The following is a 23364-nucleotide window of genomic DNA, read 5'->3' on the forward strand; positions in this document are numbered from 1 at the left end:
CGGCGCCAGAACGGCGCCCGGGTCGACGGTCAGGTACGTTCGAGGGCGTTGACCAGGTCGTGGAAGGCTTCGCGGTTGGAGTCGTTCAGGCCCATGAGGATCTTGTGCGCTTCGAGCACCTTGGAGCGCACCACGTCTTCGTTCTGGTCCTGGGACGGCAGGTCGGTCAGGCACTCCGGGCACGGGATCGGCCGGTCAACGATGTTGAACACCTGGTCAAAACCCATCGACTGCAGCAAACGGGTGATATCGGCATGGGTGGTGACCACCGTTGGCAGCAACCCGACTTTTTGCCGCGACAGGATCGAGAGCTTGGCCAGCAAGCCCAGGGTGGTGCTGTCGATGCTGTTGGTTTCCGTCAGATCGATGACGATCGCCGAGAAATTCAGCGCCGTGAAGATTTTTTCAATCGTCGCATCCAGCGCCGAACATAAGGTCAGGCGCACTTCACCGACAAACTTCAGCACGAAGGTGCCATTCTGCTCGGCGAACTGGATTCTACCCGTACTCATTGAAGGTTCCTGCTCAACACCAATAGGGCGATATCATCCGGCATCTCCCCAAGCGTAGCTAATCCGAATCGTTGGCGCAGCCCATCCAGACTACCGCCTGCGGCCTTGATGATTTCAGGCAGGGCCGCCTCTTTATCTTTGAGTGTCTCACCCGGCAAAAGGTCCAGAATGCCATCAGATAGCAGGGTCAGGCTGAACTGCGGCGGCAACTCCAGGATATGGTCCTGGTAGACAGCCTCCTCGAACAACCCCACCGGCAATCCACGGCCTTCCAGGTAACGGCTCTGGCCCGGGGTGTAAAGCACTGGCAACGGCAGGTGACCGCCGATGCTGTAGGTCATGATACCCGTATCTTCGTCGATTACGCCGCCGACCATGGTCACATGCTTGCCCAGCTTGCAGTTGATCAGGCCCCGGTTGATGTGCCCGAGCACCTCCGAGGGCTTGAAGTCGCGCAACGTGCCGCCGCGTTTGAATTCGAACAGCAAACGGGTAGTCATGAACTTCAGCAGCACGGTGACGAAGGCTGACGAGGCGCCATGCCCGGAAACGTCTGCCAGGTAGAACGCGATTCGCCTGTCATCGACGCGAAAATAGTCGGCAAAGTCGCCCGACAGGTACAACGACGGAATGATCTGGTGCTCGAACGACAGGTCGTCGGCCACCCAGGGGCTTTCCGGCAGCATGTTCATCTGCACCTGACGCCCTGCGGTCTGGTCCTCCTGCAGCAGGTGCAGGCTGGCCTCCAGTTCGCGGTTGGCGGTTTCGAGCTTTTCCCGGTAGCGCTGGTTTTCCAGCACCAGCCGTGCGCGATCCAGTGCCCGGCGCACCGAATGCTCGAGTACGGCGAGGTCTTCCAGCGGCTTGATCAGGTAATCGGCCGCGCCCAGGCGCAGGGCCTCGACGGCGTCGTTCATCACCCCGGCACCCGATACCACGATCACCGGTAACTCCGGCGCGCGCTCGGTCACCTGGCGAATCAGCTCCAGGCCGCCCATTTGCGGCATGCGCAGATCGCAGATCACAAGATCAGGGTGTTCCTGTTCGAAGACCTGTAGGCCCTGCTGGCCATTGCTTGCCTGCAGGACGCTGAAACCGCTGTCTTCCAGGTAGGCGGCAAGACTCGCACGTACGACGTCGTCGTCATCGATTATCAGCAGCGTTGCACTGGTTTTCTGCATGTGGGCAAACGGCGCCAGGAATAGGTTGGGCGTAGGTGAGCGGAGCCCACGTACTGGATTCACTTCGAGCTACTCTTCTATGAGTTGTAGGACATCAAAACCTGTCCGGCAAATAGCAGAGGTGCCTTGTAAGGCGCAGACGGTACTCCCATCCGCCGGGCGTTTCAAGGGCACACCGATGGTCGCCGATGCTCTTTACAGCTGAAAGCACCGGGAGTTATAAAAACCCCTCCAACCGCAACGCAATGGAAGGATGCAGACATGAGTTCAGTGCACACGGACTACAGCGAGAAGCGCGATTTCATTCGCATGCGGGTGGATGCAGATGTCAGCCTGATCCACGCAGGTCAAGTCATCGCTGCCATCTGCCTGGACCTCTCCAGCAGCGGCATGCAGGTCCAGGCGCCACGCCAGTTCAAGGTCGGCGATAGGCTCGAGGTGCGTATCGATTCCGAGTACCCGGCGCTGGAGGGCCTGGAAGCAAGCACCGAGGTGGTGTGGATCGCCGACCAGCCTGGCGGCGAACAGAAGCTTGGCCTGCGTATCCTCAGCATGAAATAAATGCAGACACAAAAAAGGCGACCCGAAGGTCGCCTTTTGTTTGCCTATGCGGATCAGAAGTCGTCGACGACTTCGCCATCCTTGACCTTGAATTCGCGATTCTGCAGATAAGCATTGCGAATGAAGATGTATTTGTCGCCCTTGATCAGCTTTTCTGCCGACAACAGGCTTGCGCGGGTATCGACCACATCGACGGCCATGGCGGTGTTGCGGGTCGGCACATGCTCGATGTAGCGGTAGGGTTCGGTGTAGGTGTCCGGGTACTTGGCGATGGCATCACGCACGGTGCTTGGGCCGAGCAACGGCAGCATCACGTACGGGCCACTGCCCACACCCCAGTAGCCGAGGGTCTGGCCGAAGTCTTCGTCGTTGCGCTGCAGGCCCATCTTGGTGCCGACGTCGAAGAAGCCGCCGATGCCGAAGGTGGTGTTGACGATCAGCCGTGCGGTATCGACACCGGCCGCGTGCGGCTTGAGCTGCAGGACGTTGTTGGCCAGGTTGGTGACATCGCCCAGGTTACGGAACATGTTGTGGATGCCGTCTTCGAGGAACTGCGGGGTGACCGCCTGGTAACCCTGCGCCAGCGGCTTGAGGGCATAGGTGTCGACCGTGTCGTTGAAGCGGAAAATCGGCCGGTTGATGCTTTCCCATGGATCTTCTTCGGTCGCCGCCTGGGCCGCGACTACAGGTGCCAACAGCACGCCGGCACAGACACAGGCCCGGGTCATCCGATCGATCAGGCCGATCCTACGCATAGAGTTACTCCTCGAACTGGGGCAGACGCTGCGCGTCCTACGCCGAAAAATGAAGCAAGTATAAGGCCTCTGCTGCCGTTAAGCAGCTTGGCATAAACAGCGCCGCAAAAAAGTGAATAACTGTGTATCGGCAGCGTCACCAAAAGGTAACAACCCAAGCGTAGCCTGCAAGGTATTTCAGGGACCTTGCCATGCCAGACTCCCCCGCCATCACAGCCCTGCTGTTCGGCTTGCGCGGCTGCCTTGTCGAAGTGAACCCGGGCGCTGATGCCCGCACTCCCTGCCCGACTCCCGGTGCGCTGCCCACCCTTGACTGGCTGCATCAACAAAAGGTTCCTTGCGCCTGGCTCGATGAGCTCCCGGCCGCCGAGGGCAACCATCTGGCGCGCCCCCTGCCTGCCTGGCTCAATGGCTACCCCGGCGGCAACACCCCCTGGCCTGCGCCAGATGCCTGCTGGCAGGCGCTGATGCACCTGCAGGCGGGTAAACTCGAGGGTTGTGTGCTGGTCAGTGACGAACCGCGCCTGCTGCAATCGGGCCTCAATGCCGGGCTGTGGACCATCGGCCTGGCGTCCTGCGGGCCCAGCAGCCAGTGGCAAGCCCTGAGCCCCAAGGAGCAGGAACGCAAGCGCGGCCAGGCCACGTTGCAGTTGTTTGCCCTGGGCGTGCACTCAGTGGTCGACCACCTTGAAGCCCTGGCCGATTGCCTGGCGGATATCGGCCAACGCCGGCGCAAAGGCGAAAAGCCCTGAAACAGCGCCATTGATCAGGGTCATGCAAAGCACTGGCCGGTGGATTACTCTAGTAGACAGGGCATGGACCTTTCACCCGCTGCCGGGGTCCATGACTGTGCCTATTCATAGAGGGAGAACACCCATGCCTGCCCGCGAACTGCAACAGCAACTCAACGAGCTGCGCGAGCAACTGGAGCAAAACCCGCCGCTTTCAGAAGAAGAGCGCGTACACCTGCGTGAGCTGATGCAGCAAATCGAGGCCAAGCTCGAACTGGAAGCCGCAAGCCCTGACAACGATCTGATCGATAGCGTCAACCTGGCTGTGGAAACCTTCGAAGCCAACCACCCCAGTTTGACCGGCATCCTGCGCAGGCTTGCCGTAAGCTTGCACAGCATGGGCATCTAAGCCCATCCAAATAAAAAAGCCCCGTCATCGAACGGGGCTTTTCGTTACTGGCGAACCAGTCGCAGGTTCTCCAGGGTCACCTGTGAAGTACTGCGGTACGGGTTGATATCCAGCCCACCGCGGCGCACGTAACGGGCATAGACCGTCAGGTGCTCAGGGTTGAGCAGGCGCTTGAGGTCAAGGTAGATACGCTCGACGCACTGTTCATGAAAGTCGGCATGCTGGCGGAAGCTGATCAGGTAGGTCAGCAGGCTGGCGTGATCCAGCGCCGCGCCACGGTAATGCACCGTCACACTGCCCCAATCAGGCTGGCCGGTAACCGGGCAGTTGGACTTGAGCAAATGGCTGTGCAGGGTTTCTTCGACAACGTGGCTGCTGTCGCAACGCAGCAGCTCCGGTTGCGGCTGCTCATAGTTGCTGATGCTGACATCCAGCTCATCGATGCACACCCCCGGCAAGCCGACCACACCCTGCCCTTCGACCTCGGCCAGGCTGCGAATCTGCACGCCCACCGGCTTGCCGGCAGCAGCGGAGAGGTCCTTGACCAGGCACGCCTGCAACGCCGCTGGCGACTCGAACACGGTCTGGTTCAGCGAATTGAGGTACAGCTTGAAGGACTTCGACTCGATGATGTTCGGCGAATCGGCCGGGATGGCGAACTCGCCAATGGCCACCACCGGCTTGCCCGACGGCAACAACCAGGACAGCTCGAAGCAGTTCCAGAAGTCGACACCCAGCCATGGCAGGGTCTCGGCGCTGACACCCAGCTCGGCCCATTTCGCCGCCCGCGGAATCGGGAACAGCAGCGAAGGTGTGTAGGTGGCGACGTATTCGCTGGATTTACCCAGCGGAGAATGTTCGGCGGCAGGATGCATGGCTAAAACCTGTAGGAGCAAATGCGCCTAGTTTATCGGTTTTAGGCCATGCATTGGGTAATCGGCTGTTATTGGCCGATGGTCAGCCTGCCGACCATACCCGCCTGGTAGTGACCGGGTACGTTGCAGGCGAACTCGATCGGCGTCGATTGACTGAATGTCCAGGTCAGCTCTGCGCTCTTGCCAGGTTCGACCATCACCGTATTCGGGTCGTCATGCTGCATGGCTGCGCCATGCTCCATGCCACCGTGGCCCATGGCCGAATGGTCCATCTGGCCCTGCATGGCGAGCATTTCTTTCTGGTGCTTGGCGTGCATCACGGCATCGCCCAAGCTGAACTCGTGCGCCACTGCGCCCTTGTTGATCAGCACGAAGCGCACCGTTTCCCCGGCCTTGACCGCAAGGCTGCGCGGCGCGTAGTACATGTCGCCCATCACCACTTCGACGGTGCGGGTAGCCTTTGCTGCCGCCGCCGGCTGACCAAAAGCATAGGAATGTGCCGGTGAAGCCAGCGCTGGCAAGCTGAACAGCGCCAGGGCGCCGACGATAAAAAGGTGTTTCATTCAAGCCCACTCCAGGGTTGCGACGATTCAGGCTTCACTGTAGAAAACCGCCGCTGGCAGTCACCTGACAAAAAGATTACAACTTTGTCAGCTTGGCCACCCGACACACCCGGCGCGGTATAACCCTCCGGCAATCCACGCTAAAGAGCCTGCCGATGAAACTGTTGATCGTCGAAGACCAGACCAAGACCGGCCAGTACCTGTGCCAGGGCCTCAGTGAAGCGGGCTTCGCCACCGAGCTTGCCAGCGACGGCAATACCGGCCAGCACCTGGCCCTGACTGGCGACTATGACCTGCTGATCCTCGATGTCATGCTGCCCGGCCGCGATGGCTGGCAGATCCTTCAAGCCGTGCGCGCCGCCGGCCTGGATATCCCGGTGCTGTTCCTCACTGCCCGTGACGCGGTGGAAGACCGCGTGCATGGCCTGGAACTGGGCGCCGACGATTACCTGGTCAAGCCTTTCGCCTTCTCCGAACTGCTGGCACGGGTGCGCAGCCTGCTGCGCCGCGGCAGCAGCCCGGCGCAGGAAACCACCCTGGGCCTGGCCGACCTGCGCCTGGACCTGATCCGGCGCCGGGTCGAACGCGCCGGCCAGCGCATCGACCTGACCGCCAAGGAATTCGCCCTGCTCGAATTGCTGTTGCGCCGCCAGGGTGAAGTCCTGCCCAAGTCGCTGATTGCCTCGCAGGTGTGGGACATGAACTTTGACAGCGACACCAACGTCATCGAAGTGGCAATCCGCCGCCTGCGCCTGAAGATCGACGACGCCCATGACAACAAGCTGATCCATACCGTGCGCGGCATGGGTTATGTGCTTGAAGAGCGCAGCGCCTGATGCGCCGCCTGTCCCTTGGCAGCCGCCTGGCGCTGTTGTTTGCCGCCTGCACTGCGGTGGTCTCGCTGACCGCCGGCATCCTTTTCAGCCGTGCCAGCGAAACCCATTTCATCGAACTCGACCAGCAATTGCTCAACAGCCGCCTGTCGCTGCTGCGCCAGATGCTCGAGGGCGCGGATGACCCGGCCAGCCTCGCACCGCGCCTGCCTGCCCTGCAGACCGAACTCAGCCACCAGGCGGACCTTGCCGTGCGCATCCGTGGCAGTGACGGGCGCATCTGGTTCGACAGCCAGCCAGGCCTGCCCGATTCACCGCAGCAAGTCGGGCTCAGCACCTTGCACACCAGCGCCAGTGACTACCGCAGCCTGTGCGTCAACCTGAACAACGGCAAAGCTCAGCTGACGCTGTTTCTCGACATCACCCACCACCAGCACTTTCTTCAGCGCATGCAGCAGCTGATCTGGCTTACCGTCGGCCTCTCGGCGCTGGCTACCGCCCTGCTCGGCGCCTGGGCTGCGCGCAGCGGGTTGCGGCCGTTGCGGCAGATGGGGGAAGTGGCCTCCGGGGTGTCGGCGCGGTCGCTGACCACCCGCCTGCCGGAGGGGCAGATGCCGGTGGAGCTGGCGGAACTGGCGCAGACCGTCAACGCCATGCTCGAACGCCTGGACGATGCCTTCCAGCGCCTCTCGGCGTTCTCCGCCGATATTGCCCACGAACTGCGCACGCCGCTGTCCAACCTGCTGACCCACACCCAGGTGACCCTGACTCGGCCGCGCAGCCTGGACGAATACCGCGAAGCGCTGCACAGCAACCTTGAAGAGCTGCAGTGGATGGCGCAATTGGTCAACGACATGCTTTACCTGGCCAAGGCCGACCACGGCCTGCTGATGCCCAGCCGCCAACAGTTGGCGCTTGAAGACGAGGCCGATGCCTTGCTCGAGTACTACGCCCCGTTGGCCGAGGACGCCGACGTGAGGTTGAGCCGCGAGGGACAGGCGCCCCTGGCAGGCGACCGGCATATGTTGCGCCGGGCGCTGTCCAACCTGCTCGACAATGCCTTGCGCTTTACTCCGGCCGGTGGCGAGATTCGCGTCACGCTTGAACAACGGGAAGGCCTGGTGCGGCTACAGGTGGCCAACCGTGGCGAGCCGATTGACCCGGCGCTGCTGCCGAAGTTGTTTGACCGCTTCTACCGGGCGGATCCGGCGCGGCGCGAAGGCAGCAGTGAGCATGCGGGATTGGGACTGGCGATTACCCGCTCGATCGTGCAGGCGCACGGGGGGAGTATTCATGGCGAATCGGCTGGGGGCTGGACCAGATTCGTGGTCGACTTGCCGACAGTGTAGCCCTCATCGCCGGCAAGGCCGGCTCCCACAATGGCGCTTGTGGGAGCCGGCCTTGCCGGCGATCGGCCGCAGTGCGGCCGCACCTGTCATCACTCGTAACGCAAGGCGTACGCCGGCTCCACCTGCGATGCCCGCCACGCCGGGTACAGCGTCGCCAGGAAGCTCATGATCAAGCCGGCGCTGCAGATCAGCGCCACGTCGCCCCACTGCAGCTCGGACGGCAAGGTGCTGATGAAGTACACGTCCGAGGTGAAGATATGCTGGCCGCTGACGCGCTCCAGCCAGCCGACGATCTGGCTGACGTTCAGCGCCGCGATCACCCCGAGCACGCCGCCAATCAAGGTACCGACGATACCGATCAGGCTGCCCTGGACCATGAAGGTGCCCATGATCTGCGCCGGCGTCGCGCCGATGGTGCGCAAGATGGCGATGTCGGCGCCCTTGTCATTGACCACCATGATCAGCGTGGCAATGATGTTGAACGCCGCCACGGCGATGATCAGCAGCAACAACAGGCCAATCATGGTCTTTTCCATCTTCATGGCGCTGAACAGACTGCCCTGGGTATGGGTCCAGTCATCGGCGCGGTACTGCTCGCCAAGGCTCGCGGTAATCGCCTTGGACACCTGCGGCGCGGCGTACAGGTCCTTGACCTTGAGGCGCACGCCCTGCACCTGGTTCGGCGCCCAGCGCTGCATCTGCGCGGCGTCGGCCATGTGCATCAGGCCCAGCGAGCCGTCCAGTTCGGCGCCCACCTTGAACACCCCGACCACGTTCAGGCGCTGCATGCGCGGGGTGATGCCACCTGGCGCGCTGCTGACTTCCGGCACGATCAGGGTCAGCTTGTCGCCGACGTTGAGGCGAAAACGCCGTGCCGTGATTTCGCCGATGACCACGCCGAACTCGCCCGGCTTGAGGTCTTCGAGGCGACCCTGAACGATATGCTGGGCCACGATCGAGACCTTGCCCTCCTCGGCCGGGTCGATGCCGCTGACCTGGATCGGCTGCATCGCGCCCTTGTAGGACAACATGCCTTCCATCTCGGTCAGCGGTGCGGCAGCGACCACTTCAGGGTTCTTCAAGGCTTCGGCCGCCACTGGCCGCCAGTCATCCAGCGGCTGGGCACCGAGCACGCTGGCGTGCGGCACCATGCCGAGGATGCGCGAACTCATTTCGCGCTGAAAGCCATTCATCACCGACAGCACCACGATCATCGCCAGCACGCCCAGGGACAGGCCGATCATCGAGGTCATGGAGATGAACGAGATGAAATGGTTGCGGCGCTTGGCGCGGGTGTAGCGCGCGCCGATGAAAATAGACAAGGGTCTGAACATGAACGAAAGCACCCGGGTAAAGAAAAGGAACCAGGTGCCCGCCTAACGGTGGCGGGCACGTTGCGCGGGCAATCAGATCGGTACCAGGTGCCCGTCATCCAGGCGCAGCACTCGGTCCATCTGGCGCGCCAGGTTGAGATCGTGGGTCACCACCAGGAAGGCTGTCTGCGAGGCGCTGCTCAGCTCCTGCATGAGGTCCTGGATGCCCTGGGCGGTGTGATGGTCGAGGTTGCCGGTCGGCTCGTCGAGCATGACCAGCCCCGGCCGGTTGACCAGGGCCCGGGCGATGGCCACGCGCTGGCGCTCGCCACCGGACAGCTCGGCCGGCTTGTGGCTCAGGCGATGCCCCAGGCCCACGCGCTTGAGCAGCGCCTGGGCACGTTCACGTGCTTCGGGAATGGCGGTGCGGCCGATCAGCAACGGCATGCACACGTTCTCCAGCGCAGTGAACTCCGGCAGCAGGTGGTGGAACTGGTAGACGAAGCCCAGGGCGCGATTGCGCAGCAGGCCACGGGCGCGTTCGCCCAGCGCCGAGAGCTCTTCGCCGGCCAGCCAGACGCTGCCTTCGGACGGGGTGTCGAGGCCGCCGAGCAGGTTGAGCAAGGTACTCTTGCCCGAACCTGAACTACCGACGATCGCCACCCGCTCGCCCGGGTGCAGCTCCAGCTGCAAGCCGGACAACACCTGGACCTTCTCCGGGCCTTCCTCGTAGGACTTGCCCAGGTTGCGGCAACTCAGCACTGCTTTATCACTCATGCCCAACTCACTCATAACGTAGCGCCTCCGCAGGCTGGGTGCGTGCCGCACGCCAGGCCGGATACAGGGTGGCGAGGAAACTCAGGACCAATGCCGCACCGCAGACCATCCACACGTCCTCGGCCATGATCTGCGAGGGCAGGTAGTCGATGAAATAGACGTCGGCATTGAGGAACTTGTGCCCGATCAGGGTTTCGATGCCGGCGATCGCGGCGCTGACATTGAGCGCGGCGAAGATGCCCACCAGCGCGCCGATCAGGGTGCCGACCACACCGATCACCGTACCCTGAACCATGAAAATGGCCATGATCTGCCCGGGCGTCGAACCCAGGGTGCGCAAGATGGCGATATCGCCCTTCTTGTCGTTGACCACCATCACCAGGGTGGAAATGATGTTGAACGCCGCCACCGCGACGATCAGCAGCAACAGCAGGCCGATCATGGCTTTTTCCATGCGGATCGCCTGGTACAGGTTGCCGTGGCTGCGGGTCCAGTCGCGGGCATAGAACTCCTGCTCGCCGAGCTTCTGGGCGATGTCCCAGGCCACCCGCGGCGCCTGGAACAGGTCGTCGAACTTCAGGCGCAGGCCCTGGACCTGGTCGGCCTTCCAGCGGTGCAGGCGGGACAGGTCCGAGAGGTTGGTCAGGCCCAGGTAGCCGTCGATCTCACCGGCGCCGACATGAAAGATGCCGACCACGGTAAAGCGCTTCATGCGCGGGAACATGCCGGCCGGGGTCACGGTGACCTCGGGGGCGACGAAGGTCAGCTTGTCGCCGACGCCAACACCCAGCTTGGTGGCCGCCTTGTCGCCGATCATGATGCCGAACTCGCCGGGGGCCAGGTCATCGAGCTTACCCTCGCGGATAAAGTCGTCGATGATCGAGACCTGGCGTTCCTGGGCCGGGTCGATGCCGTTGAGCAGCACCTTTTGCACCTTGCCGTCATGGGTCAGCAGGCCCTGCATCTGGGTGAAGGGCGCCACCGCCAGAACCTGCGGGTTCTGCTTTACTTGACTGGCAAGGGCCGGCCAGTCGTTGATCGGCTGGCCGGTTTCCAGTGTGGCGTGGGGCACCATGCCCAACACCCGGGTGCGCATCTCGTGATCGAAGCCGTTCATGACCGACAACACCACGATCATCACGACAACGCCCAGGGCGAGGCCGATCATCGAGGTCAGGGAAATGAACGAGACGAAGTGGTTGCGACGCTTGGCACGGGTATAACGCGTGCCGATGAATACGAAGAGAGGTCTGAACATGTCGGGGCTTGTTCGGATGAAAGAGGAACGTCCTTGTGGCGGGGCTTGAATAGCAGCTTTACACTCAGACCACCGCCGCTACCATGGGTTCGCCATGTCGACATTAGATGAAGAAGATCGCCGCGAATACTACCGTATCGAGGATCGGATCGCACTGGAAATTAGCCCGTTGAGCGCCGCCGAAGCGCTTGGCACGGACTTGTTGCAAGATACTTCGCCGCTGTTCAACCTGCTCAGTGAATTGCACCTGAGCGAGTTCGAATCCCAACACCTGCTGCGCCAGCTCAGTGACAAGGACCGCACCCTGGCCGCCTTTCTCAAGGCCCAGAACAAACGCATCGACCTGCTCAGCGCCGTGGTCGCGCAGACCTTGCTCGGGCAGTTGAGCGCGCCGCAAGCGGTGGTGCTGTCCGAAGGCGGCATCGAGTTCAGCCAGGCCGAGCCGCTGGCTGCTGACACCTGCGTCGCGGTGAAGATGGTGCTGATGCCCCAGGCCCTGGGCCTGTTGCTGCGCGCCAAAGTCACCCATTGCGATCGCAACGCCGACGGCCAGTACGAGGTCGGCACCGAGTTCATCGACACCACCGATGCCCAGCGCCAGCTGCTGGCCCGCTACATCCTGCAACGCCAAGCGCAACAACGACGCCAGGCCCTGGAACAGAACGACCCAAGCGCCTCCTGAGTTTCACTTATTTGTTGAAGGAACAGACGTGACCACGATTTACGGCCACCGCGGCGCCAAGGGCGAAGCCCCGAAAACACCCTCGCCAGCTTCCAGCAGTGCCTCGGGCACGGCGTGCGTCGCTGCGAACTCGACCTGCACCTGTCAGCCGACAACCAGCTGATGGTGATCCATGACCCGAGCCTCAAGCGCACCACGGGCCGGCGCGGCAAAGTGGTCGAGCATTTCGCGGCCGATCTTGCGACCTATGATGCACGCAAGGGCGGCCCGGGCTGGGTCTCGCCCTGCCCTATCCCGCGCCTTGAAGAACTGTTTGAAAAGTGCGACTTCGAGCACTGGCAACTGGAGGTCAAGAGTGCCTCGCGCACCCGCGCCGCCACCACCGTGCTGGCAATCCGCGAAATGGCCCAGCAGTTCGGCCTGCTCGACAAGATCACCATTACCTCAAGCTCACGGGAAGTGCTGGGCGCAGCGCTTGAGCTGACACCGGATATTGCCAGGGGGCTGGTCGCCGAATACGCCTGGCTCGACCCACTGAAGGTCGCCCAGAACTATGACTGCAACTTGCTGGCGTTGAACTGGACACTGTGCACCCCCGAGCGCCTGATCAAGGCTCAGCGCCAGGGGTTGCACGTGTCGGTGTGGACAGTCAACGAGCCGGCGCTGATGCGCAGGCTCGCCGACTTCGGCGTAGACAGCCTGATTACAGACTTTCCCGGTTTGGCCAGCGCCACCCTCGAGAATCGCTGAAATCGGTCTCCCCGGCCGGCTCAGGCCACCGGCCGGAGCCGCTCAAAAAAGCCGGTTGAGGCCGTCGTAAGCCGCTACCCGATAGGCTTCGGCCATGGTCGGGTAGTTGAAGGTGGTGTTGACGAAGTACTTCAGGGTATTGCGCTCACCCGGCTGATCCATGATCGCCTGGCCGATATGGACAATCTCCGACGCCTGGTAGCCGAAGCAGTGCACGCCAAGGATTTCCAGGGTTTCGCGGTGGAACAGGATCTTCAGCATGCCTTGCGGCTCACCGGCGATTTGCGCCCGGGCCATGCTCTTGAAGAAGGCCTTGCCCACTTCATAAGGTACCTTGGCCTGGGTCAGCTCCTGCTCGTTCTTGCCGATCGAGCTGATCTCCGGAATGGTGTAGATGCCAGTCGGCACATCATTGACGAACCGCCAGCTGCCGTTGTCGACGATGCTGCCGGCAGCCGAGCGACCCTGGTCGTGGGCGGCACTGGCCAGGCTCGGCCAGCCGATCACATCACCGGCACCGTAGATGTTCGGCACGTGGGTGCGGTAGTTCTCGTCGACTTCGATCTGACCACGGCTGTTGACCTTGATGCCAATGTTTTCCAGGCCCAGCTTGTCGGTATTGCCGGTACGGCCGTTGCACCAGAGCAAGGCATCGGCCTTGATCTTCTTGCCGGATTTGAGGTGCAGGATCACACCGTTGTCCAGGCCTTCGACACGGTCGTACTCTTCGTTGTGGCGAACGGTGATGTTGTTGTTGCTGAAGTGGTAGCTCAGCGCCTGGGAAATTTCCGAGTCGAGGAAGCTCAGCAACTGAGCGCGGTTGTCCACCAGCTCCACCAGCACACCCAGACCACTGAAGATCGAGGCGTACTCACAGCCAATCACGCCGGCGCCGTAGACGATCAGTTTGCGCGGGGTGTGGCCGAGGCTGAGGATGGTGTCGCTATCGTAGATACGCGGGTGGTGGAAATCTATATCGGCCGGGCGATACGGGCGCGAACCGGTGGCGATGATGATGTGCTTGGCCACCAGTTTCTCGACCACGCCGTTGGCGCAGACCACTTCGATGGTCTGCTCGTCGGCGAAGCTGCCGGTGCCGAAGAACACGTCGACGCGGTTGCGCGCATAGTAGCCGGTGCGCGAGGCAACCTGCTTGGAGATCACCTTCTCGGCGCTTTTCAGTACGTCAGGGAACGAGAACCAGCGCGGTTCACCAATGGCCCGGAACATCGGGTTGGTGTTGAACTGCATGATCTGGCGCACTGAGTGACGCAGGGCCTTGGACGGGATGGTGCCCAGGTGGGTGCAGTTGCCGCCGACCTGGCGACGGCTATCGACCATCGCCACCTTGCGTCCTGCTTTGGCAGCATTCATTGCCGCCCCTTCTCCTGCGGGGCCGGAACCCAGCACCACTACGTCGTAGTTGTAGACAGCCATGCGTACTCCTTCAGAACAGGCCTGCGCGCCACATCGGCGGGCGGGGCTACCCTCATGCCGCCAGCGGCGCCATGAAAAAATTCGGGTGCAGTCTAATCAAGCTTGAACGCCGCGCACATTAACCCTTGGTCGCGTCGTAGGCTATTTTTCTCTGCACTACATGTCATTTACACAAACCCTGTGGGAGCCGGCCTTGCCGGCGATGGCATCAGCGCAGTGTCAGCGATTGCGCGTCGGCTGCATCGCTGGCAAGGCCAGCTCCCACAAAAACTGGTTACTGCTTGTTCACCTGGGCAAACGCCGGCGTGCTTCGGGAGACGAAACCTTCCGCAACCCGGGTCACGAACACCGCGGCAATCCCGTGTTTGAGGGCAAACTCCCAGCCTTGCTCGGGCCCGAGGATCAACAGCAAGGTCGAGTACCCATCGGCCATCAGCGTCGAACGGTCAAATACCGTCACCGCCGCCAGGTCGTGTTTCACCGGCCTCCCAAGGCGCGCATCGAAGGTGTGTGAATAGCGCAGGCCATTCTCCTCGAAATAATTGCGATAGTCACCGGAGGTGGACACAGCAAAACCGTCCACGGCCAGCACTTGCTGGGCAATCTGGCGGTCAGCACCCGGCAGCTCCAGGGCCACCTTCCATTTGCTGCCATCAGGTTTGCGTCCGATCGCCTTGAGTTCACCGGTCGCTTCGACCAGCAAATCCGCGATGCCCAGGGCTTTTAGCCGCGTCACCAGCAGGTCCACCGCATGCCCGGCAGCGATGCTGTTGAAGTCGACTTCCACCGGTGCATCCTTGCACAGCTGCTCACCGTTTATGCGCAAATGCCCATACCCGACCCGTTGGCGCGTGGCGGCCAGGGCCTGGGCATCCGGCACTTTTTCCCTGCGTGACTGCGGGCCGAAGCCCCACAGGTCGAGCAAGGGCTCCACGGTCAGGTCAAACGCCCCGTCACTCTGCTGCGCCAGCTGCTCGCCAACCCGCACCAGCGCCAGCACATCGGCCGGCATCGACTGGCAGCTGTTGGCCGGCAGCCTGTTGAAGGCCTCGATCAGCGAGTCGCTGCGGTAGGTGGAAAATCGCTTGTCGATGCCTTCGAGAATCCGCTCCACCTCGCGCTTGACCTGCTCCGGCGCCGGCCCCTGGGGCGTGCGCACATACTGCACGGTGTAGCTGCTACCCATGGTCGGGCCACTGATGCGTTCAAGGGTGTTGCCCTGCCCGCACCCGGCCAGACTCAGCAACGCGCCTATCAACACTGTTCTACGCATCCAGCCTCCTGGAAATTTCAGGCAAAAAAAACGGGAACCCTGAGGTTCCCGTCTTTCACAACCAAGCCAAGCTTAGCGTGGGAAAGCAGGCGGATTGACGCCAGCCATGTCTTCCATCACGCGCACTACCTGGCAGCTGTAACCGAATTCGTTGTCGTACCAGACGTACAGGACAACACGGTTTTCGTTGCAGATGGTGGCTTCGGCATCGACCACACCGGCGTGGCGGGAACCGACGAAGTCGGTGGAGACCACTTCCTGGGAGCTCACGTAGTCGATCTGCTTGTGCAGGTCCGAGTGCATGGCCATCTGGCGCAGGTACTCGTTGATCTCTTCGCGGCTGGTGGCTTTTTCCAGGTTCAGGTTGAGGATAGCCATCGACACGTTCGGCGTTGGTACGCGGATCGCGTTGCCGGTCAGCTTGCCCTTGAGCACTGGCAGTGCCTTGGCAGCTGCAGTGGCGGCACCGGTCTCGGTGATAACCATGTTCAGCGGCGCGGCACGGCCACGACGGCTGCCCTTGTGGAAGTTGTCGATCAGGTTCTGGTCGTTGGTGAACGAGTGAACGGTTTCAACGTGACCGTTGATGATGCCGAACTTGTCGTTGACCGCCTTCAGCACCGGAACGATGGCGTTGGTGGTGCAGGAAGCCGCGGAGATGATCTTGTCATCAGCGCTGATTTCGCCATGGTTGATGCCATGCACGATGTTCTTCAGCGCGCCCTTGCCAGGTGCGGTGAGGATCACGCGGGCAGCGCCCGGGCAGGCCAGGTGCTGGCCCAGGCCGTCGGCGTCGCGCCATACACCGGTGTTGTCGACGATCAGGGCATTCTCGATGCCGTACTGGGTGTAGTCGACTTCGCTCGGGTTCTTGGCGTAGATAACCTGGATCAGGTTGCCGTTGGCAGTGATGGTGTTGTTGGCTTCGTCGATGGTGATGGTGCCATCGAACGGGCCATGTACCGAGTCACGACGCAGCAGGCTGGCACGCTTGACCAGATCGTTCTCGGCGCCTTTGCGCACGACGATGGCGCGCAGACGCAGGCCGTCGCCACCACCGGTTTTCTCGATCAGGATACGCGCCAGCAGACGGCCGATACGACCGAAGCCGTAGAGGACAACGTCAGTGCCTTTGCGCGCCGAAGCGTTTTGCTGGCCAACCACGTCAGCCATTTCTTCGCGCACGAACTGCTCGGCGCTACGGCCGTTGCCTTCTTGCTTGAATTTGTTGGCCAGCTTGCCCAGGTCGACCGAAGCGGCGCCCAGTTTCAGCTCGCTCATGGCTTTGAGCAGCGGGAATGTCTCGTGTACAGACAGTTCGGTTTCGTCGGTCTGGCGATGACGGGCAAAGCGGTGCGCTTTGAGGATCGAGATCACCGAGCGGTTGATCAGGCTACGGCCATAGATCGAGCTCACCACATTGTTATTGCGGTAGAGCTGACCGATAAGCGGGATCATCGCTTCTGCAAGCGCTTCACGATCAATCCACTCACCAAGACACTGGTCGGGCTTCTGAGTCACGGGAACCTTCCACATGTAGGGACAGAAAAAGGGGCTACATTATGACGCCCCGCAGCCCATCGGGCAATGAGCGCCTGTCGCCGACAATCCACTACATGCTTTTAGCCTGCACAAACCTGACAGCGCGGGCCTGCGCCCGGTACAATTGGCGTCTTTGTCGCAACGCTTGGAGCTCGACCTCCCGTGCCTGTTCTGCGTCTACCGCACCTGCCGGCCACTGCCGGCAAACAAACCTGGGGCAACCTGCCGGGCGCCGCCCTGAGCCTGGCGATTGCCGAAGCGGCCAGCGCCGCCAAACGCTTCACCCTGCTGCTGACCGCCGACAGCCAGAGCGCTGACCGCCTCGAGCAGGAGCTGCGTTTTTTTGCGCCCGAGCTGCCGGTACTGCCCTTCCCCGACTGGGAAACCCTGCCCTACGACCTGTTCTCGCCGCACCAGGACATCATCTCCCAGCGCATTTCCAGCCTGTACCGGCTGCCGGAGCTCGATCACGGCATTCTCGTGGTGCCGATCACCACGGCCCTGCACCGCCTGGCACCGACGCGCTTTCTACTCGGCAGCAGCCTGGTGCTGGACATCGGCCAGAAGCTTGATGTCGAGCAGATGCGCACGCGCCTTGAAGCCAGCGGTTACCGCTGCGTCGATACCGTGTACGAGCACGGCGAGTTCGCCGTACGCGGCGCACTGATCGACCTGTTCCCGATGGGCAGCAAGCTGCCGTACCGCATCGACCTGTTCGATGACGAAATCGAGACCCTGCGTACCTTCGACCCGGAAACCCAGCGCTCGATCGACAAGGTCGACTCGGTGCGGCTGCTGCCGGCCCGCGAGTTCCCGCTGCAAAAAGAGGCGGTGACGCGCTTCAAGGCACGCTTTCGCGAGCGCTTCGACGTCGACTTCCGCCGCAGCCCGATCTTCCAGGACCTCTCCAGCGGCATCACCCCGGCCGGTATCGAGTACTACCTGCCGCTGTTCTTCGAAGACACCTCGACCTTGTTCGACTACCTGCCCCAGGACACCCAGGTGTTCTCCCTGCCGGGCGTCGAACAGGCCGCCGAGCACTTCTGGAGCGATGTGCGCAACCGCTACGAGGAACGCCGCATCGACCCGGCGCGACCGTTGCTGCCGCCCGCCGAACTGTTCCTGCCGGTTGAGGACTGTTTCGCCCGGCTCAAGAGCTGGCCGCGCGTGGTGGTCAGCCAGGACGACGTCGACAGCGGCGTCGGCCGCGAGCGCTTCCCGGCCCAGGTCCTGCCCAACCTTGCCATCGAAGCCAAGGCCAACCAGCCGCTGGCAGCGCTGTCGGGCTTTTTTGAGCAGTTCTCTGGCCGCGTGCTGTTCACCGCCGAGTCGGCGGGCCGTCGCGAAGTGCTGCTGGAGCTGCTTGAGCGCCTGAAGCTGCGCCCGCAAACCGTCGACAGCTGGAGTGCCTTCGTTGCCGGCAAGGAGCGCCTGGCGATCACCATCGCACCGCTGGACGAAGGCCTGCTGCTGGATGACCCGGCCATCGCCCTGGTCGCCGAGAGCCCGCTGTTCGGTCAACGGGTGATGCAGCGCCGGCGCCGCGACAAGCGCAGCGACGCCAATAACGATGCCGTCATCAAGAACCTCACCGAGCTGCGTGAAGGCGCGCCGGTGGTGCATATCGATCACGGGGTCGGCCGCTACCTGGGCCTGGCGACCCTGGAAATCGACAACCAGGCCGCCGAGTTCCTCACCCTCGAATACGCCGAGGGCGCCAAGCTCTACGTGCCGGTGGCCAACCTGCACCTGATCGCCCGCTATACCGGCAGCGACGACGCCCTGGCGCCGCTGCACCGGCTCGGCTCCGAAGCCTGGCAAAAAGCCAAGCGCAAGGCCGCCGAACAGGTACGTGATGTCGCTGCCGAACTGCTCGACATCTATGCCCGCCGCGCCGCGCGCAAAGGCTATGCCTTCGCCGACCCGTCGGTGGATTACGCCACCTTCAGCGCCGGCTTCCCCTTCGAGGAGACCCCGGACCAGCAAAGCGCCATCGAAGCGGTGCGCGAGGACATGCTCGCGGCCAAGCCGATGGACCGCCTGGTGTGCGGCGATGTCGGCTTCGGCAAGACCGAAGTGGCCATGCGCGCAGCCTTCATTGCCGTGCACGGCGGCCGCCAGGTGGCAATCCTGGTGCCGACCACCCTGCTCGCCCAGCAGCACTACAACAGTTTTCGCGACCGCTTCGCCGACTGGCCGGTAACGGTCGAGGTGATGAGCCGCTTCAAGTCGCCCAAGGAAGTCGCCGCAGCCGTGGCGGACCTGGCCGAAGGCAAGATCGACATTGTCATCGGCACCCACAAGCTGCTGCAGGACGACGTCAAGATCAAGGACCTGGGCCTGGTGATCATCGACGAAGAGCACCGTTTCGGCGTGCGCCAGAAGGAGCAGCTCAAGGCCCTGCGCAGCGAGGTGGACATCCTCACCCTGACCGCCACGCCGATCCCGCGCACCCTGAACATGGCCGTGGCCGGCATGCGCGACCTGTCGATCATCGCCACGCCGCCGGCGCGCCGGCTGTCGGTGCGTACCTTCGTCATGGAGCAGAACAAGAGCACGGTCAAGGAGGCGCTGCTGCGTGAACTGCTGCGCGGCGGCCAGGTTTACTACTTGCACAACGATGTGAAGAGCATCGAAAAATGCGCCGCCGACCTTGCCGAACTGGTACCGGAAGCACGCATCGGCATCGGCCACGGGCAGATGCGCGAGCGCGAACTCGAACAGGTGATGAGCGACTTCTATCACAAGCGCTTCAACGTGCTGATCGCCTCGACCATCATCGAGACCGGCATCGACGTGCCGAGCGCCAACACCATCATCATCGAGCGTGCCGACAAGTTCGGCCTGGCGCAGTTGCACCAGTTGCGCGGCCGGGTCGGGCGCAGTCACCACCAGGCCTATGCCTACCTGCTCACCCCGCCGCGCCAGCAAATCACCCCGGACGCCGAAAAGCGCCTGGAAGCCATCGCCAACACCCAGGACCTGGGGGCTGGCTTTGTCCTGGCCACCAATGACCTGGAGATCCGCGGCGCCGGCGAGCTGCTCGGCGAAGGCCAGAGCGGGCAGATCCAGGCGGTCGGTTTTACCCTGTACATGGAAATGCTCGAACGCGCGGTCAAGGCCATCCGCAAGGGCACCCAGCCAAACCTCGACCAGCCGTTGGGCGGCGGCCCGGAAATCAACCTGCGCTTGCCGGCACTGATTCCCGAGGACTACCTGCCGGATGTGCATGCGCGGCTGATCCTCTACAAGCGCATCGCCTCGGCGGTGGACGAAGACGGCCTGAAGGACCTGCAGGTAGAGATGATCGACCGCTTCGGCCTGCTGCCGGAACCGACCAAGAACCTGGTGCGCCTGACCCTGCTCAAGCTGCAGGCAGAAAAACTCGGCATCAAGAAGGTCGACGCCGGCCCCAACGGCGGCAAGATCGAATTCGAAGCCCAGACCCCGGTCGATCCGCTGGTGCTGATCAAGCTGATCCAGGGCCAGCCCAAACGCTACAAGTTCGAAGGCGCCACCCAATTCAAGTTCCTGGTGCCGATGGAGCGCCCGGAAGAACGCTTCAACAACCTTGAGGCGCTGTTCGAGCGCCTGACCCCACAATCTGCGTGAAGGAAGATCCATGCGTGCAACGCGTAGCCTGACCCTGCTGCTGGCACTGATTGCCCCGACGGCATTTGCCAATGGCGCCTATCAGGTCGAAATGATCCTGGTACGGCAGAACGCCGTGCCGGCGATTACCAGCAAGTCGGCCCCGGAAGACTGGCGCAATGGCGCCCAGATCGTCGCCGAGGGTGACCTGCGCCAACCAGCGCTCACCGACGAGGCGGCCAAGCTTGCCGCCGACCCGAACCAGTACACCGTGCTGCTGCACAAAGCCTGGAAACAGGATGCCGGCACAGTGGCGATCAGCGACGGCGAAGAACACTTCGGCCAGTTCCCCATCGAGGGCAACCTGACCGTCAAGGAAGAACGCTTCATCGCCGTTGATGCCAGTTTCTGGGTCAACCAGTTCGACGGCAACGGCAGCGTGACCTTGAGCGAACCGCTCAAGCAGAGCAACAGCACCATCAAGAATGGAGAACTGACCTTCCTCGACGGCGGCCACCTGGCCCTGCTGCTCAAGGTCACGGCCAATCGGCCAGCCAGCGCTCCCACTGCGCCTGCGGAGATGATGGAGCAGTAACCCGATGCCTAACGATGGTATTGCCCCCACGCCTCACCTGATTCTGGGCAGCCACGAGTTCAGCGCCTACGTGCCGCAAACCGGCAGGATGCAGCGCCAGCACCAGCACCGGGCGGCGCTGTCGTTCAACTATGACGGCATTCGCGCCAGCGGCAGGCAAGTCAAGGACGTCAGCCGCCTGGAGAGTACTGGCAGCCAACGCCTGCAGCGCCACGCCGAGGCCGAAAGCCAAATCCGCCAGACGCTCCAGCGCCTGGGCTTCAAGATCGCCACCCGGCAGAGCAAAGCCCTGCCGGAGAGCGCCGGCGACCTGCTTGAGCTGGCCTCCGAAGCAGCCTGGCTACGCTTCATGCTCAATGACCTGCCGACCCTGCGCGAACAAGGCTGGGAGATCGAGTACACCGACGACTTCGCCTTCAATCTTGCCGAGGTCGACAACTGGTACGCACAGATCGACGAAGCCAGCGGCCGGGACTGGTTCGACCTGGAACTGGGTATCGAGGTCAATGGCCAGCGCCTGAGCCTGCTGCCGATTCTGCTCAACGTGCTGCGCAGCCACCCGGAACTGCTCAACCCTGCGCAGTTGCACAAGCGCCGGGACGACGAACAATTGCTGGTACAGATTCCCGCGCCTGTGGGTGAAGTGCGGCGCAACCTGCAAGTGGCCCTGCCCTACGGTCGCCTCAAGCCGGTATTGGCAACCCTGGGCGACTTTTACCTGCGTGAACCCGGCGAAACCAGCGTGCGCCTGCCGACGCTGGACGCCACGCGCCTCAATGCCCTGGAAGAGCTGCCGTTGAGCTGGCAAGGCGGTGAGCAGGTGCGCAGCCTGGCCGAGCGCCTGCGCGATATCCGCCTGCAACCGGCGCAAACGCCTGAAGGCCTGAACGCTACCCTGCGCACCTATCAGCTCGAAGGCCTGAGCTGGATGCAGGCCCTGCGTGAGCTGGAGGTCGGCGGCATCCTCGCTGACGACATGGGCCTGGGCAAAACCCTGCAAACCCTCGCTCACCTGCTCAGCGAAAAAAATGCCGGACGCCTGACCCGCCCGGCCATGGTGGTGATGCCCACCAGCCTGATCCCCAACTGGCAGGACGAAGCCGAACGCTTCGCCCCGGGCTTGCGCGTGCTGGCCCTGCAAGGCATCGGCCGGCGCAAGCATTTCGGCAGCCTGCAGGACTACGACCTGCTGTTGACCACCTATGCCCTGCTGCCCAAGGACCTGTCGCACTTCAAGGGCCTGAAGCTGCATGTACTGATCCTCGATGAGGCGCAGTACATCAAGACCCCGGGCAGCAAGGCGGCCCAGGCGGCGCGCCAGCTCGAAGCCCGCCAGCGCCTGTGCCTGAGCGGCACCCCGCTGGAAAACCACCTGGGTGAGCTGTGGTCGCTGTTTCACTTCCTGCTGCCGGGCTGGCTGGGCGACGCCAAAGCGTTCAACCGCGACTATCGGGTGCCGATCGAGCGCCAGGGCAACGATGAACGCCTGCAACACCTCAATGCACGGATCAAACCTTTTTGCTGCGCCGCACCAAGGAGCAAGTGGCCACCGAGCTACCGGCCAAAACCGAGATGATTCACTGGGTCGAGCTCAGCGATGCGCAGCGTGACGTGTACGAAACCATGCGCCTGGCGATGGACCAGAAAGTACGCGCGGAGATCACCCGCAAGGGCGTGGCGCGCAGCCAGATCATTATCCTCGAAGCGCTGTTGAAGCTGCGCCAGGTCTGCTGCGATTTGCGCCTGATCAACAGCCAAGCCTCGACCGCGCGCGGCACCCACTCCGGCAAACTCACCAGCCTGATGGAAATGCTCGAAGAACTGCTGGCCGAAGGTCGACGTGTCCTGTTGTTCTCGCAGTTCACCAGCATGCTGCGGCTGATCGAGGCCGAACTGCAGCACCGCGGTATCGCCTATGCCCTGCTGACTGGCGAAACCCGTGACCGCCGGGCACCGGTGCACGACTTCCAGAGCGGGCAATTGCAGATCTTCCTGATCAGCCTCAAGGCCGGCGGTGTCGGCCTGAACCTGACCGCGGCGGACACCGTGATCCACTACGACCCGTGGTGGAACCCGGCGGCAGAAAACCAGGCCACCGACCGCGCTTATCGAATCGGCCAGGAAAAACCGGTGTTCGTCTACAAGCTGATTACCCGGGGCACGGTGGAAGAGAAGATCCAGCAGTTGCAGCAGGAGAAATCGGCGCTGGCAGCGGGCGTGCTGGATGGGCGGCAGGCGGGGGACTGGCGTTTGGCGGCGGAGGATATCGATGCGTTGTTTGCGCCGTTGCCTGGGAAGCGGCAAGGCTCTAGTGCGCGGTGAACTCATCGCTGGCAAGCCAGCTCCCACACGGAGCCTGTGGGAGCTGGCTTGCCAG

The 23364-nt window shown here is 62.7% G+C and carries 19 protein-coding genes and 2 pseudogenes; 10 read left to right on the forward strand and 11 right to left on the reverse strand.

Translation table 11 applies throughout. From position 1 onward, the window contains the following. Positions 1-29: 29 nt before the first annotated feature. Positions 30-512, reverse strand: a complete 483-nt coding sequence (gene rssC / locus KHO53_RS01795; RefSeq protein ID WP_010227140.1) for an anti-sigma factor antagonist RssC — start codon at positions 510-512, stop codon at positions 30-32. Then, on the reverse strand, positions 509-1693 hold the full coding sequence (gene rssB / locus KHO53_RS01800; protein WP_010227138.1) for a two-component system response regulator RssB: 1185 nt from the start codon (positions 1691-1693) through the stop codon (positions 509-511). The genes rssC and rssB overlap by 4 nt, the downstream gene beginning before the upstream one ends. Positions 1694-1954: 261 nt before the next feature. Here rssB and KHO53_RS01805 point away from each other — a divergent pair, with 261 nt between their 5' ends. Then, positions 1955-2254 carry a PilZ domain-containing protein gene (locus tag KHO53_RS01805; protein WP_010227136.1) on the forward strand — a complete coding sequence of 100 codons (300 nt, stop codon included), beginning with the start codon at positions 1955-1957 and terminating at the stop codon, positions 2252-2254. A gap of 53 nt (positions 2255-2307) precedes the next feature. On the opposite strand, the gene KHO53_RS01810 is transcribed toward KHO53_RS01805, so the two are convergent. After that, a complete protein-coding gene (locus KHO53_RS01810) occupies positions 2308-3009 on the reverse strand; it encodes an MlaA family lipoprotein (protein ID WP_159388954.1) in 702 nt (233 codons plus the stop codon). 191 nt (positions 3010-3200) lie between these two features. Between KHO53_RS01810 and pcrP the strand changes: the two genes are divergently transcribed. Both pcrP and KHO53_RS01820 read left to right on the forward strand, forming a co-directional pair. Beyond that, complete coding sequence (gene pcrP / locus KHO53_RS01815; protein ID WP_036996400.1) at positions 3201-3761, forward strand: HAD superfamily inactivated hydrolase PcrP; 561 nt, start codon at positions 3201-3203, stop codon at positions 3759-3761. A 124-nt stretch (positions 3762-3885) separates the two neighbouring features. Then, positions 3886-4149 carry a DUF4404 family protein gene (locus KHO53_RS01820; RefSeq protein ID WP_036996401.1) on the forward strand — a complete coding sequence of 88 codons (264 nt, stop codon included), beginning with the start codon at positions 3886-3888 and terminating at the stop codon, positions 4147-4149. 44 nt (positions 4150-4193) lie between these two features. Here the strand turns inward: KHO53_RS01820 and queF are convergent, their stop codons facing one another. Both queF and KHO53_RS01830 read right to left on the reverse strand, forming a co-directional pair. Continuing rightward, positions 4194-5024, reverse strand: a complete 831-nt coding sequence (queF, locus tag KHO53_RS01825) for an NADPH-dependent 7-cyano-7-deazaguanine reductase QueF (protein WP_010227131.1) — start codon at positions 5022-5024, stop codon at positions 4194-4196. A gap of 68 nt (positions 5025-5092) precedes the next feature. Further along, the gene (locus tag KHO53_RS01830) at positions 5093-5587 is read right to left on the reverse strand and encodes a cupredoxin domain-containing protein (RefSeq protein ID WP_010227130.1); all 495 of its coding nucleotides are present in this window, start codon (positions 5585-5587) and stop codon (positions 5093-5095) included. Positions 5588-5742: 155 nt separating this feature from the next. Here KHO53_RS01830 and KHO53_RS01835 point away from each other — a divergent pair, with 155 nt between their 5' ends. Both KHO53_RS01835 and KHO53_RS01840 read left to right on the forward strand, forming a co-directional pair. Beyond that, on the forward strand, positions 5743-6423 hold the full coding sequence (locus KHO53_RS01835; RefSeq protein WP_036996402.1) for a heavy metal response regulator transcription factor: 681 nt from the start codon (positions 5743-5745) through the stop codon (positions 6421-6423). Beyond that, the gene (locus KHO53_RS01840; RefSeq protein ID WP_036996403.1) at positions 6420-7769 is read left to right on the forward strand and encodes a heavy metal sensor histidine kinase; all 1350 of its coding nucleotides are present in this window, start codon (positions 6420-6422) and stop codon (positions 7767-7769) included. Before KHO53_RS01835 ends, KHO53_RS01840 begins: the two co-directional genes overlap by 4 nt. 89 nt (positions 7770-7858) lie before the next feature. Here KHO53_RS01840 and KHO53_RS01845 read toward each other — a convergent pair whose 3' ends face one another. The 3 genes from KHO53_RS01845 to KHO53_RS01855 all read right to left on the reverse strand — a co-directional run bounded on the left by KHO53_RS01845 (position 7859) and on the right by KHO53_RS01855 (position 11117). Further along, on the reverse strand, positions 7859-9103 hold the full coding sequence (locus KHO53_RS01845; protein ID WP_159388955.1) for a lipoprotein-releasing ABC transporter permease subunit: 1245 nt from the start codon (positions 9101-9103) through the stop codon (positions 7859-7861). A 72-nt stretch (positions 9104-9175) separates the two neighbouring features. After that, the gene (lolD, locus tag KHO53_RS01850; RefSeq protein WP_174242301.1) at positions 9176-9859 is read right to left on the reverse strand and encodes a lipoprotein-releasing ABC transporter ATP-binding protein LolD; all 684 of its coding nucleotides are present in this window, start codon (positions 9857-9859) and stop codon (positions 9176-9178) included. A 7-nt stretch (positions 9860-9866) separates the two neighbouring features. Continuing rightward, positions 9867-11117 (reverse strand): lipoprotein-releasing ABC transporter permease subunit, encoded by a 1251-nt coding sequence (locus KHO53_RS01855; protein WP_036996404.1) that lies wholly within the window; start codon positions 11115-11117, stop codon positions 9867-9869. Between the two features lie 94 nt (positions 11118-11211). Here KHO53_RS01855 and KHO53_RS01860 point away from each other — a divergent pair, with 94 nt between their 5' ends. Both KHO53_RS01860 and KHO53_RS01865 read left to right on the forward strand, forming a co-directional pair. Next, entirely contained in the window at positions 11212-11799 is a 588-nt protein-coding gene (locus tag KHO53_RS01860) for a PilZ domain-containing protein (RefSeq protein ID WP_010226946.1), read from the forward strand. Between the two features lie 28 nt (positions 11800-11827). Beyond that, positions 11828-12549, forward strand: a pseudogene (locus KHO53_RS01865) (glycerophosphodiester phosphodiesterase). 42 nt (positions 12550-12591) lie between these two features. Here KHO53_RS01865 and sthA read toward each other — a convergent pair. The 3 genes from sthA to KHO53_RS01880 form a co-directional block, all read right to left on the reverse strand. Next, the gene (sthA, locus tag KHO53_RS01870) at positions 12592-13986 is read right to left on the reverse strand and encodes a Si-specific NAD(P)(+) transhydrogenase (RefSeq protein WP_010226951.1); all 1395 of its coding nucleotides are present in this window, start codon (positions 13984-13986) and stop codon (positions 12592-12594) included. 274 nt (positions 13987-14260) lie between these two features. Next, positions 14261-15259 carry an FAD:protein FMN transferase gene (locus KHO53_RS01875; protein ID WP_213569918.1) on the reverse strand — a complete coding sequence of 333 codons (999 nt, stop codon included), beginning with the start codon at positions 15257-15259 and terminating at the stop codon, positions 14261-14263. Positions 15260-15331: 72 nt separating this feature from the next. Further along, on the reverse strand, positions 15332-16795 hold the full coding sequence (locus KHO53_RS01880) for a glyceraldehyde-3-phosphate dehydrogenase (RefSeq protein ID WP_010226956.1): 1464 nt from the start codon (positions 16793-16795) through the stop codon (positions 15332-15334). A 168-nt stretch (positions 16796-16963) separates the two neighbouring features. On the opposite strand from KHO53_RS01880, the gene mfd reads away from it, so the two are divergent. From mfd to KHO53_RS01895, 3 genes and pseudogenes are all read left to right on the forward strand, one after another. After that, complete coding sequence (gene mfd, locus KHO53_RS01885; protein WP_213569919.1) at positions 16964-20413, forward strand: transcription-repair coupling factor; 3450 nt, start codon at positions 16964-16966, stop codon at positions 20411-20413. A gap of 10 nt (positions 20414-20423) precedes the next feature. After that, positions 20424-20987 carry a CsiV family protein gene (locus KHO53_RS01890; RefSeq protein WP_010226960.1) on the forward strand — a complete coding sequence of 188 codons (564 nt, stop codon included), beginning with the start codon at positions 20424-20426 and terminating at the stop codon, positions 20985-20987. Positions 20988-20991: 4 nt separating this feature from the next. Next, a pseudogene (locus KHO53_RS01895) lies at positions 20992-23309 on the forward strand (DEAD/DEAH box helicase). Positions 23310-23364: the final 55 nt, after the last annotated feature.

The sequence above is a fragment of the Pseudomonas sp. RC2C2 genome (genome assembly GCF_018390435.1).
Classification (GTDB): domain Bacteria; phylum Pseudomonadota; class Gammaproteobacteria; order Pseudomonadales; family Pseudomonadaceae; genus Aquipseudomonas; species Aquipseudomonas donghuensis.

Excerpts from the sequence above, each read along its gene's own strand:
- pcrP (WP_036996400.1), top strand. The coding sequence starts at position 3,201 with ATGCCAGACTCCCCCGCCATCACAGCCCTGCTGTTCGGCTTGCGCGGC.
- KHO53_RS01875 (WP_213569918.1), bottom strand. The coding sequence starts at position 15,259 with ATGCGTAGAACAGTGTTGATAGGCGCGTTGCTGAGTCTGGCCGGGTGC.
- rssC (WP_010227140.1), bottom strand. The coding sequence starts at position 512 with ATGAGTACGGGTAGAATCCAGTTCGCCGAGCAGAATGGCACCTTCGTG.
- KHO53_RS01880 (WP_010226956.1), bottom strand. The coding sequence starts at position 16,795 with ATGTGGAAGGTTCCCGTGACTCAGAAGCCCGACCAGTGTCTTGGTGAG.
- rssB (WP_010227138.1), bottom strand. The coding sequence starts at position 1,693 with ATGCAGAAAACCAGTGCAACGCTGCTGATAATCGATGACGACGACGTC.
- lolD (WP_174242301.1), bottom strand. The coding sequence starts at position 9,859 with ATGAGTGATAAAGCAGTGCTGAGTTGCCGCAACCTGGGCAAGTCCTAC.
- KHO53_RS01805 (WP_010227136.1), top strand. The coding sequence starts at position 1,955 with ATGAGTTCAGTGCACACGGACTACAGCGAGAAGCGCGATTTCATTCGC.
- KHO53_RS01890 (WP_010226960.1), top strand. The coding sequence starts at position 20,424 with ATGCGTGCAACGCGTAGCCTGACCCTGCTGCTGGCACTGATTGCCCCG.
- sthA (WP_010226951.1), bottom strand. The coding sequence starts at position 13,986 with ATGGCTGTCTACAACTACGACGTAGTGGTGCTGGGTTCCGGCCCCGCA.
- KHO53_RS01855 (WP_036996404.1), bottom strand. The coding sequence starts at position 11,117 with ATGTTCAGACCTCTCTTCGTATTCATCGGCACGCGTTATACCCGTGCC.
- KHO53_RS01845 (WP_159388955.1), bottom strand. The coding sequence starts at position 9,103 with ATGTTCAGACCCTTGTCTATTTTCATCGGCGCGCGCTACACCCGCGCC.
- KHO53_RS01860 (WP_010226946.1), top strand. The coding sequence starts at position 11,212 with ATGTCGACATTAGATGAAGAAGATCGCCGCGAATACTACCGTATCGAG.
- KHO53_RS01835 (WP_036996402.1), top strand. The coding sequence starts at position 5,743 with ATGAAACTGTTGATCGTCGAAGACCAGACCAAGACCGGCCAGTACCTG.
- KHO53_RS01820 (WP_036996401.1), top strand. The coding sequence starts at position 3,886 with ATGCCTGCCCGCGAACTGCAACAGCAACTCAACGAGCTGCGCGAGCAA.
- KHO53_RS01830 (WP_010227130.1), bottom strand. The coding sequence starts at position 5,587 with ATGAAACACCTTTTTATCGTCGGCGCCCTGGCGCTGTTCAGCTTGCCA.
- queF (WP_010227131.1), bottom strand. The coding sequence starts at position 5,024 with ATGCATCCTGCCGCCGAACATTCTCCGCTGGGTAAATCCAGCGAATAC.
- KHO53_RS01810 (WP_159388954.1), bottom strand. The coding sequence starts at position 3,009 with ATGCGTAGGATCGGCCTGATCGATCGGATGACCCGGGCCTGTGTCTGT.